The sequence below is a fragment of the Paenibacillus sp. 01L418 genome (assembly GCF_056400045.1).
On sequence record NZ_JBFTSN010000211.1, the window covers coordinates 1 to 10,957 of the forward strand.

The 10,957-nt window shown below is 48.9% G+C and carries 8 protein-coding genes; 2 read left to right on the forward strand and 6 right to left on the reverse strand.

Annotation, left to right across the window (positions count from 1 at the left end; genetic code table 11):
- The 5 genes from AC1DSE_RS21520 to AC1DSE_RS21540 all read right to left on the reverse strand — a co-directional run.
- A partial coding sequence (locus AC1DSE_RS21520) for a hydantoinase/carbamoylase family amidase (RefSeq protein ID WP_477528160.1) occupies positions 1-1,079 on the reverse strand: 1,079 nt, incomplete at its 3' end.
- A 39-nt stretch (positions 1,080-1,118) separates the two neighbouring features.
- A complete protein-coding gene (locus tag AC1DSE_RS21525) occupies positions 1,119-2,489 on the reverse strand; it encodes a dihydroorotase (RefSeq protein ID WP_477509299.1) in 1,371 nt (456 codons plus the stop codon).
- Positions 2,479-4,038 carry an HAL/PAL/TAL family ammonia-lyase gene (locus tag AC1DSE_RS21530; RefSeq protein WP_477528161.1) on the reverse strand — a complete coding sequence of 520 codons (1,560 nt, stop codon included), beginning with the start codon at positions 4,036-4,038 and terminating at the stop codon, positions 2,479-2,481. The genes AC1DSE_RS21525 and AC1DSE_RS21530 overlap by 11 nt, the downstream gene beginning before the upstream one ends.
- A 45-nt stretch (positions 4,039-4,083) precedes the next feature.
- Positions 4,084-5,184 carry a DUF917 domain-containing protein gene (locus tag AC1DSE_RS21535; protein ID WP_477509301.1) on the reverse strand — a complete coding sequence of 367 codons (1,101 nt, stop codon included), beginning with the start codon at positions 5,182-5,184 and terminating at the stop codon, positions 4,084-4,086.
- A complete protein-coding gene (locus AC1DSE_RS21540; protein WP_477509302.1) occupies positions 5,181-6,836 on the reverse strand; it encodes a urocanate hydratase in 1,656 nt (551 codons plus the stop codon). Before AC1DSE_RS21540 ends, AC1DSE_RS21535 begins: the two co-directional genes overlap by 4 nt.
- Positions 6,837-7,137: 301 nt before the next feature.
- Here AC1DSE_RS21540 and AC1DSE_RS21545 point away from each other — a divergent pair, with 301 nt between their 5' ends.
- Both AC1DSE_RS21545 and AC1DSE_RS21550 read left to right on the forward strand, forming a co-directional pair.
- Positions 7,138-7,824, forward strand: a complete 687-nt coding sequence (locus tag AC1DSE_RS21545; RefSeq protein ID WP_076269413.1) for a response regulator transcription factor — start codon at positions 7,138-7,140, stop codon at positions 7,822-7,824.
- Positions 7,821-9,362, forward strand: coding sequence for a sensor histidine kinase (locus tag AC1DSE_RS21550; RefSeq protein WP_477509303.1), 1,542 nt, complete (start codon positions 7,821-7,823; stop codon positions 9,360-9,362). Before AC1DSE_RS21545 ends, AC1DSE_RS21550 begins: the two co-directional genes overlap by 4 nt.
- A gap of 79 nt (positions 9,363-9,441) precedes the next feature.
- On the opposite strand, the gene AC1DSE_RS21555 is transcribed toward AC1DSE_RS21550, so the two are convergent.
- Positions 9,442-10,632 carry an acyl-CoA dehydrogenase family protein gene (locus tag AC1DSE_RS21555; protein ID WP_477509304.1) on the reverse strand — a complete coding sequence of 397 codons (1,191 nt, stop codon included), beginning with the start codon at positions 10,630-10,632 and terminating at the stop codon, positions 9,442-9,444.
- Between the last annotated feature and the right edge of the window lie 325 nt (positions 10,633-10,957).

The window sequence follows — 10,957 nt, forward strand, 5'->3', positions numbered from 1 at the left end:
TGCCCCGCCCCGCTTGCGAGGTGAATAGCTGGAGCAACAGAAGCACAGGCTGCAAGCACTCCACCCAGCACAGACTTTTTGACAATGACGGAATCTGACTTCGACAGCAGCTCAAGCGACAAACGAAGGCCTCGCCTTGCAGCAATCTGGATCGTCTCCGCTGCAAAAGCGGCGTACACCGCGTCAGCCACCGTACGATCAAGTGAGCGGATTTCAAGCTCAAACYGAACGAGGCCGGGCACGACATTGGATGCATTCGGCTCATTCGTCACTTTGCCGATCGTGCCTACGGCTACGCTCGCATGATCGTTGCAGTGACGTTCAAATGCTAAACCAATCTCGCAAAAGCCTGCCAGCGCATCGTTCCGAAGCGTCATCGGCGTCGTCCCTGCATGATTTGGCGCACCTTTGAGCGTGACACGATAGCGATGAATACCTACGATACCGAGCACCGCCCCAAGTTGATGGCCTGATTGCTCCAGCACCGGACCTTGCTCGATATGAAGCTCAAGATAGAGCGCTACATCACCCAGCTGCCTTGCCTCACTCATCAGCCGTTCGACATTTCCCCCTTGTTGATTAATCGCATCGCTAAGCTTCAGCCCAGTATCATCGCGAAGCTCCAGCATCGCTTCAGGCAAATTGCCAACCATCCCTCTGCTCCCAATCGTGGAGATGCCAAACTCACTCGGCTCCTCTGCCGTGAAATCGACAATTTGCAGCGGATGCCGAAGCTTCGTTCCTGTTTGTTGAAGCAAACGGGCAATTTCTATGCCGGCTAGCACTCCTATGATTCCATCGAACCGCCCGCCGCCAGTAACGGTATCTGTATGCGAGCCAATCATGATAGGCGCTAAATTCGGATCGCTGCCAGGCAAGCTGCCTATCAAATTTGAAACTGCATCCAGCGAAACAGACAGGCCCGCTTCCTCCATTTTCTCGGTCAKCCAGCGCCTGCCGTCAGCATATTGCTTCGTAAATGGACGACGCGTCCAGCCGGGTTTAGTTGGATCAACAAACATTGATAGATGTTCAATATCAGACATCATTCGAGATACACTTGGCACCAGTCTATCCATTTTGCTACCCATCCCATTCATTCCTCTCTCGCAAAATGATTAAGCAAGATGCTCTGCTCTAATAAATTCGCCATGACCCGCCTTGCCGGTAACCGCTCCCGCTTCATACACAAGCGTTCCCCTTACGAGCGTGTGCGTCACTTTTCCTTGCATACTCATGCCGTTATAAGCACTCCAGCCAGCACTCGATTGAAGCTCACGCTCATCTAGCGTCCAAGCTGCAGCAGGATCGATAATCGCGATATCGGCATCGTAACCTTCAGTTAATCTGCCTTTGCGATGACCAAGCCCAAATACGTCAGCAGGCCTTTGACTGATCAGCCTGACCATGTCGGTAAGCGCTAATTTTCCTTTCGCCATTCCCTCGCTGTAAATAATCGGAAGCAAATGCTCTACTCCGGGAGCACCTGAAGCATTATTAAAAATATCCGCGTCTGATTTACGCCCAATTAGCCACGGAGCATGATCGGAAGTAATCATATCGATCGATCCGGTTTTCAATAAGTCCCATAAATCCTCTTTATCTTTCTTCGTGCGAAGCGGTGGATTGATTTTACCTTTCGCCTGCAAACGCGGCATATCTTCTTCACTTAGCGTCAAATAGTGGGTACAGGTTTCCGCAGTGACTCTCGCTCCGATTGAACGGAAATAGTCCACCAGCTGAAAAATACGCGGATACGTACAATGATATAAATGCAGTTTGACTCCTGTCTCATAAGCAAGCTCCATAGCGGTCAGCGCTGCTGCTGATTCACTTACTTTCGGCCTGCTCCAGCCATGCGAACGTGGATCTGCGCCTTGGGAGCGATATTTATCAATATATCTGCGGACGATCTCATCGTTTTCCGCATGCACGCCAACCGGACAACCTGTTTCAGCAATAACCGCAAACGAATCAAGCAATTGTCCGTCATCTATTCGCGGAAAGCGGAAGGAATCCGTATTAAACATCGATACTTTAAAGCCGCATGCACCGGCCTCGGCAAGCTGGCGGATATGGTCATAACCGTCTTGCTTATGAATCGTAACAAGCATCGCCATATCAACTATGGATTGCTGTTCTAGCTGTTGTTTTTTTTCCTCAAAAGCAGGAAGCGTACAGATCATCCCCGTCGCATCATAAGGCATTTCAATAATCGTCGTTACGCCTCCGGCAGCTGCAGCTGCACTCGCTGTGTAAAACCCTTCGTCAAGCGAGCTGTAACAATGGACATGAGCGTCGACTGCACCAGGCAGCACATAGCTGCCTTCGGCATTAATCTTTTCTGTTGCGGCAGCCATGTCCGTGTCGTCTCTATCACCAATACGAACAATTTTACCGTCCTTGATTCCAACTGCGGAATGGTATGCGACGCCCCCTGGAAGTACGAGATTTCCATAAATGACGAGATCATAGCTGTTATTCACCATTTGCTCCTCCTTCCAATTGAATGCCGCTGCGAATAAGCTCATACATAGCAGAAATATCTGGGGTTAGCGGACGATCTTCCGTCAACATAGGCACTGCACTGCGAATTTGCGAATAAACAGCGGCCGAGCCTCTGCCTAATTCAGATTGTATACCGCGTAAATCAATGGCTTGGGCTGCATGCAGCGCTTCCATCCCTATAATGTAGGTTAAGCGATCTATGATATCTTCGAGCTTACGAATGACGAGCGGTGTATTGTTTGCATGATCCTCCATGTCGCCTGCCAGCGATAAATAATCAGCAGATACCGGATTAGAGAGCAAGCGGATTTCCGCATCAAGGGAGGTGTATGTTTTTTGAAGCGTTCCGAATGCGATAGACTCAGGATTTGGGGCTAGAAACCTCTCCAGACCCGTAAAGGATGGCGTTCCGAGCTTAAGTGATCTGTAGCAGCTTATTTTGGATACATGACTTAGCGCTATCGCTACCATCTCAAACGCCACGGTCCATGAGGTTACGTCAAAGTTTGAGGAGGGCACTACTCTTCTTTCATCTATTAATACACAAGGATTATCATCAGATCMGTTTAATTGAATGAGCAGCAGCCTTGTCGCATAAGCAAGCGCATCACGAGCTGCGCCATGTACATGGCAAGCACTGCGAAAGCTGAGCGGATCTTGAATTTTATCGTTTTCACTTGACTGCTRCAGCGTTCCGCCTTGCAAATAACTTCTCACATTTGCCGCGCTTGCTGCAGCTCCCTCGAATGGCCTAACCTCAAATAACGCCGGATCAAGCGGATTCATGCATCCCCGAAGCGCTTCAAGCGACAATGCAAAAATAGCATCTGCCGTACCGAGCAGCTTTAAAGCCGCTGCTGCTGCCAGTGCACCAGTGCCCGCGGACAGCGCATTGGAGCTTACAATTGCCAGTGCATCCTTTGGCCCCAGCTTCACAGGAGTAATCCCCGCAGCTTGAAAAGCCGTTTCCGCGCTCATCATCTGGCCTTTGTAATTCACATTTCCTTCTCCCATCATCGTTAAGCCGATATGAGACAAAACCGAGATGTCGCCTGCGCCAACAGATCCTCGAAGCGGAATGATCGGATGGATAGCTGCGTTAAGCAAATCCTGATACATGAGTACGACCGCAGGCTGCACACCTGTACAACCAATAAGCAATGAATTCAGCCTGGCAACGAGCACGGCCCGCACCTGCTGCTCAGAAGCAGCAGGCGCAATAGCCGCCGAATGGGAATAAATAAGATTGCGGTTAAACTGTTCATACATCTCCGTTGTAATGGTTCGATCTTTATTAAGACCTACGCCGCGGTTTAGCCCATAGATCGGAATGCCTTCGGCGGCAAGCTCATGAATGAGAACATGAGCCTCCTCTACTCGCTTTAATGCATGCTGCGAGCACTCCACGCGATAACCTTCCAATGCAATTTGCTCAAGCTCGCGAATCGTGAGCGCATTGCCATCAAGCGTAACCACCCGTTCGGACGACTGTGTATCCTCCAGACCGATACCATCTATAACTTCATTCATAACAGGCACCTTCTTAGTAGATATCGATAAATTAGAATGATCGTGCTAGACGATACCCTTCAAGCCATACTCAGCAAGCGGTATGCCAAGCGCTTTTTCCACTTCTGGATATACGGTAGGATCTTTCACGCTGGAGCTTAAAGGCACATATTGCTTGTCGATTGCAAACAATGCGATCTCCATGCCTTCCTTCACGCCGCCTACACTGATCGGCAAACCTGTTGCTGCTTCAAAGGTCGTAATGACATCCGGATAAGTTGTAAGTCGCTTGCCGTCAGCATCATCCACAGCCATATATTCATTCATGACATGCATCGTCAGTTGACCGCCTGATCCATCCGTCATAGTAATGGTGCCAATATCGAAAGCGCCTGAATAATGGACGTCCTTTTTCAATACGACACCGCGACCGATGATCTGTCCATTTGTTTTGCTGCAAACCGTTTCCATAATCGCTTCCGCGCCGTTCGGCTCAGCCTCGATCATCGCATAACCTAGATCAAGCGCTAACGAAATGCCTCCAATCGCTGCATGCTCCTTCACATAAGATGCTGGAATCGGATGGCGAGCAGAAGCGATAAATCCTCCCGACATATCTGCAGCTGTCCGCAAAATGTTCGATGTCTTAGCTGGCGTGCCTTTTACAACGAGCTCCAAATAAGAACCCGTATCTCTGCGTCCGCCAACAACGACCTGAATCGTTTCATAATCGGTGCGGGAAGCAAGGCCCATCGAACCCATCTTGCCTGTTGGATGCGCACGAATATCACCAGTCGCATCAACGACAACCAATCCGAGCGCTGCAGCTGGAAGCCAGCCATTTATGGTGCTTGACATGCCGTTTTGCGGTGTCATAACCCCCACAACCTTGCCGTCATAGTTGTCCATCAGCAGTTGAACAGCCTTAATATAATCAATGCCCCACATTTCCCAGTCATTTCCTGCTGGTGCGCCAATCGCCGTCGCTGTCACAATAATGGCATCGTCAGGCAGCTCATCAACCGAAACCAGCTTTGGTCTAGCAATGCCTACTGCTGCTCCGCCAATCTCAAGGCCATGATCAACCCAGCCTCCGCCTCCGGATGCGAATACTGCCCCTCCTCTTACCGCTGCTTTTACATCCTCTATCGTTAATTCACGCATCATGCATTCTCCTTCCGATTCGTATCAATTCGTCGTATTCCCTTTTTGCTTACTTCATCCAGCGCTTCCTCATAACCAGCGTCAGCGTATCGCAGTACGCCAAGGCCTGTGTCATTGTCTAGCGTCGTTTTTAATCGAAGCTCTGCATCGGATGTGCCATCTGCAACGAGCGTGACACCTGCGCTTGTCATATATCCGCTGTATCCGCCGCCTCCGGAATGTATCGCTACAAGATCAGCCATCGATGAACAGTTAATCATCGCATTAAGCAGCGGCCAATCCGATATTGCATCGCTGCCATCCTTCATGTTCTCCGTCATAATATTCGGGTGAGCCATCGCTCCCGCATCAAGGTGATCACGCGAGAAGGCAATGGGACCGCTCAGCTCGCCAGCTTGAACCATGGCGTTAACCGCTAGTGCCAGCTTCGTCCGATCGCCATGACCGAACCAGCCAATGCGCGCAGGCAAGCCCTCGACCGGAACATACTGATTCGCTAAGCGAATCCAGTTCACTACAACCTCGTTATCGCTGAAATGCTCCAAAATATATTGATCTATCTTGCGAATATCACTAACCTCACCGCTCAAAGCGACCCAGCGGAACGGCCCAATCGCACGAGAAAACAACGGTCTTAGAAACGCTTCGGTAAACACAGGAATATCAAAAGCATTTGTAACTCCATTTTGTACAGCCTGCGAACGAATATTGTTGCCATTGTCAAAAACGACTGCACCTCTGCGCTGAAACTCCAGCATCGCCTCAACTTCTAATGCGATAGAAGCTCTTGCATCCGCTTGAAGCTGAGCCGGTTTTGTTCTGCGCAGCTCAGCAACCTTATCTAAACTGTAGCCTGAAGGGATATAACCGTACATGAGATCATGCGCCGACGTCTGATCGGTTACAACGTCAGGCTGAATGCCTCTGCGAATCAGCTCAGGATAAATATCGGCTGCGTTGCCAAGAAGACCGACTGACAAGCTCTCCTTATTCGCACAAGCTGCTTGAATCCATTCCAAAGCCTCATCCAAGCTTGCTGTTTTTTTCTGCAAATAACCGACCTCGATACGTTTGTCGATTCTAGCCTCGGACACTTCTACGCATAAAATAACGGCACCCGCCATCGTTCCTGCAAGCGGCTGTGCGCCGCCCATCCCTCCGAGACCCGCTGTCAAAATAAACTTCCCAGCCAGATTGCCGTCATAATGCATTCTAGCTATCGATTGAAAAATCTCATAGGTTCCTTGGATGACTCCTTGTGAACCGATATATTGCCAAGCTGCCGCGGTCAAACCGCCCCAAACGATTAATCCCTGTTCTTGATATTTATAGAAATTGTCGCTCGTTGCCCATTTGCCAACAATGTTGCAATTCGCCATCACAACAATTGGAGCGTACTTATGCGTTCTCATAATGCCGATAGGCTTGCCTGATTGAATGACCAGCGTCTCATCTTCCTCTAATGATTTGAGCGTGCTGACAATTGCATGATAGGAGTCCCAATTACGCGCTGCTTTCGCGAGGGCAGCATAGACAGTAAGCTCTTGTTGGTTTTCGCCATTTTCAAGAACATTCTCAAGCATTCGCAGCAGCGCCTCCTGCCTCCAGCCTTTGCAACGCAGTTCAACGCCTCTGGCAGCTACAATTCGATCCATGTCCGATTCTCCTTATTATCATTATTCAATAATTAGTTTCTATTAATCAATAAATTAACAAACGTTTCCTCTCTAGTCAATACAAAAAAACAAGTTTACGTCAGTTTAAGTAACGCACTAGGAATAAGATGCTTTATAAATATAAAGGTTACCTCATTTTTTGCAAAATAGAACCTGTAAACTAAACCCATCAATCGGTTTCATATGTGGCTGAAAGTTTGCTGAAAGAACGAGTAAACAGATGCATCTTTTTCTAAAAAGACAGATAATAGAGGGGTAAGCTGCGAAAGGGGAATTTGAAATGGTGTCCTTCAAAGGGATTAAAATATTGCTTGTAGATGATGAACCAAATATCGTGCAATTTCTGGAGCTCGGGCTCATCAATGAAGGATTTGATATTCGATTCGCCTATGACGGGGAATCCGCTTTGCAGGAAGCGAGTACCTTTCAGCCCCATGTCGTCATCCTCGATGTGATGATGCCCGGGCTGAACGGATTTGAAGTATGCGAGGCATTAAGGGCTACAGGCGATAATATCGCTATTATTATGCTGACAGCAAAAGATGAGATTGAGGATCGTGTCAAAGGCTTAACCCTTGGAGCTGACGACTATTTGGTGAAGCCCTTCAGCTTCAGCGAGCTGCTTGCCCGCATAGGTGCAAGACTGCGGAATCAGTTTCCTAATTTGCTTGGTGAAGCTGTGTATGGACCGTTCCGGCTCGATGACCGCCGCAAAGAACTCATTTATATGGAACAGGTTCTAGAGCTGTCTCCTACCGAATATGAGCTGCTAAGGTTTATCATTCTAAATCATGGTGTCGTGCTTAGTAAATCGCTCATTTTGGATAAGGTATGGGGATATCAATTCGGTGGAGAAGAAAATATTGTCGAGGTGTATATCCGCTCGCTTCGCGACAAATTGGACGACAAGGAGCATCGCCTCATTCGAACACTCCGCGGGGCCGGCTATCGGATGGATCTGCCATGACGCGTATTAAAACGTCAGACGTCACTCGTTTCTTTGCTCCACGTTCACTAAAATATCAGTTATTATATCGGTCGCTGCTTATACTAGCGGCTTTGTTTCTGTTAATTGGCGTGCTTCAATACTTCATTATGAAGGACTTTATTTTTCAAAATAAAGCCGATTCCTTAAATGCACAAATCATGTCGATGCCCATGGATTGGTTTATGGATGGGAAAGATACGAATAACCGCCCTGAAACGAGCAATCAGGGTGATCCCGCTAATCCGGCTGAACGGCCCCAGCGTGATCGACGCGACTCGCCTATGTTCTATCAACCGGGCTTGTCTATCGTCCTTATTGATCCAAACGGTGTCACGGCTGACGTATCGAAGGATAATAACCTTAACGCCCCGCTTCTATCAACGGATGAATATGAGCAAATTAGAAATCAGCTTAAAGCGCATAAGCAAATTGGTTATAAAATCTTGAACAATGCCGAAGGCATCGAGCAGCTAGTCGTCTTCCGTATGGCTGGACCGCCAGGCAGAGCCGAAGGCCTCATTCAAGTGAGCACCGAAACCGATTCACTCAAGCAGCTGCTCATGACACAGCTTGCCATATTCGCTGGCTTATCTGTACTTGCACTTGCAGCAGGGCTCGCGCTTTATTTGCCGCTGCTTCGGCGTACGCTTCGTCCTTTATCTCGCGTCGTTGTGGCAGCACAGCAAACCGATGCAGGCAGCTTAACGAAACGAATTCCCGCCAGCCAAGGACAAGAGGAAATCGATCGTTTATCCGATGCATTTAACGGGATGCTTGAGCGACTCGATCATTCCTTCGAGGCGGAACGGAAAACAACTGAAAAAATGCGGCGTTTCGTAGGGGACGCCTCCCATGAGCTGCGGACGCCGCTTACTTCTATTCACGGATTTCTAGAAGTGCTGCTGCGCGGAGCGGCCTCGAATCCGGATCAACTCGCGCGCGCGCTTAACAGCATGTTTCTTGAATCCAATCGTATCAACAAGCTGGTCGAGGATTTACTCGTGCTGGCGAAGCTTGATCAAGACCCGCAGCTGCAGCTGGCCGAAACAAAGCTGGATGCGCTTCTGCTCGAGATGGAGCCGCAATTACAATTGATTGCTGGCAATCGCACAGTAGCGCTGCTTCTCACTCCTCATGTGAGCGGTCAGTTCCATGCGGATAAGCTGAAACAGGTGGTGCTCAATTTATTTTTCAACGCGGTGCAGCATACCGATTCGGAGACTGGCGTGATCAGCATCACGCTTGCCACATACAATACTCAAGCTGAAATACTCGTTGCCGACAATGGAACAGGGATTGAGGCCGTGCATCTGCCTCATTTGTTTGAACGCTTTTATCGAAACGAATCATCCAGAACGCGAAAGAAGGGCGGCGCAGGTCTCGGGCTTGCCATTACGAAATCGATTGTAGATGCTCATAGAGGTACAATTGCAGTAGACAGCTTGCCCGGAGCAGGAACAACCTTCCGCATTTTGCTCCCAACCACCCCGCTCCAGCCGATTGATATGCAAGATTAACTTAGAAAAAAACAGGAAGAGGCAGTCTCAAAAGTAGATTTTCTACTTTTGAGACTGCCTCTTCTTCATGATTTATTATTTATTCCGCAGACTGCATCTCTGCTAATGCCCGCTGAGCTAATCCGTTTAAAGTAATGTCATCCATCGGCGGATTATGCAAGCCTGCGCGAACATCGCGGTACATCCGCTCCAGCGGAAGCGTGCGAGACAAGCTGCTTCCCCCCACTATTCTCATGGCAAGATCAACGATACGAACGGCTGAATTGGTCGCCACATATTTAGCGAGGCCCAGCTCTGGCTTTAATCCGCTCCGTCCCTCCGGTTCCCGGTCCCAGCGATCGGCGATGCTGTAGAGTAAGGTGCGAGCCGTTATTAGCTCCGCTTCCATTTCGCCAATTTGCCGCTGGATCGTTGGCAGTTCGGATATCGGGCCTGGCAAACTGTTAGGCCGATAGTTTTGGGCAAAGTGAATTGCAAAATCACGTGCCGCATGTGCAATGCCGATATAACAGGCAGGAATATGAAGCAGCGTTCCGCCATCGAAGGCCGTCCCGCCTTTACGATTAATTTCTGCGCCTTCAAGCGTACCGCTGTCTGGCACGAATACTTGATTCAACAGGAGGTCATGGCTCCCTGTTGCCCGCATGCCGAGTGTATCCCATGTTTCCTCAATACTTATGCCTGCACCCATTGGAATTAAAAACTCGCTTGCACGATTTTCTTCTTCCATCCATGCAGATATGGTGAAATAAGACACATCAGGACTAAGCGTGCTATAGGTCTTGCGCCCGTTAACAAGGAAACCTCCAGCCGTTCTTATCGCTGTAGTTTCCGGCTTGCCGCCTCTGCTTGGGCTTCCAGTTGCTCGCTCGCTTGCATAATGATTTATTGTGGCGCCTTTGCTTACAACCTCCTTGCAAAAGCTGGCGTATAAAGCTTCGGGCCATGGACGGCTTATCCGCATTTGCATTACCTGCCCCAGATGCCAGCCCGCGGCGAGCGCCGTTGAACCGTCACCGCGGGCCAAATGATCCTGCGCTAGTACAAATTCATACAATGACGCTTCATCCCCGCCATATTGCTTCGGCACAGTAAGCTTCAAATAACCGCACTCCCGCATATCGGCAAAGTTGTCATGTGGAAAAGAGCCTTCCCTATCATGCTTAGCTGATCTTCCTGCAAACTTGCTCGCCAGCTGATCCGCTGTCGCCGCGATTTCCGCTTCGCGCTCATTGCGAACGAACCGATCCTTTTCGATTTTCACCTGCATAAAGCTGTCCAGCCTCCTATCCACACTTTCATATCTGTATAGCAATCTTTCCTTTCAGTTTACACCCATCCTGCCAAAATAAAAATGAAAAAAGGATTAAATTGCTTAGGTGATCTAAGCAACTAATCCTTTGTAGAGACGTCTATTACGATATACATGATATGGAGGGCTTTCAGATAAAAAAAACTACTATTGCATTATTAGCGCTAATGTTGTCTGCCAGTATATTTTCAGTTAATCACATTCATGCAGAAGCAGCAAATCAGCCATTCGTAATAGAGGGAAAAGTGGTTCAGGGACGCACTTTAGTTCCAGTACGCTATGT

Excerpts from the sequence above, each read along its gene's own strand:
- AC1DSE_RS21525 (WP_477509299.1), bottom strand. The coding sequence starts at position 2,489 with ATGGTGAATAACAGCTATGATCTCGTCATTTATGGAAATCTCGTACTT.
- AC1DSE_RS21535 (WP_477509301.1), bottom strand. The coding sequence starts at position 5,184 with ATGATGCGTGAATTAACGATAGAGGATGTAAAAGCAGCGGTAAGAGGA.
- AC1DSE_RS21540 (WP_477509302.1), bottom strand. The coding sequence starts at position 6,836 with ATGGATCGAATTGTAGCTGCCAGAGGCGTTGAACTGCGTTGCAAAGGC.
- AC1DSE_RS21545 (WP_076269413.1), top strand. The coding sequence starts at position 7,138 with ATGGTGTCCTTCAAAGGGATTAAAATATTGCTTGTAGATGATGAACCA.
- AC1DSE_RS21550 (WP_477509303.1), top strand. The coding sequence starts at position 7,821 with ATGACGCGTATTAAAACGTCAGACGTCACTCGTTTCTTTGCTCCACGT.
- AC1DSE_RS21555 (WP_477509304.1), bottom strand. The coding sequence starts at position 10,632 with ATGCAGGTGAAAATCGAAAAGGATCGGTTCGTTCGCAATGAGCGCGAA.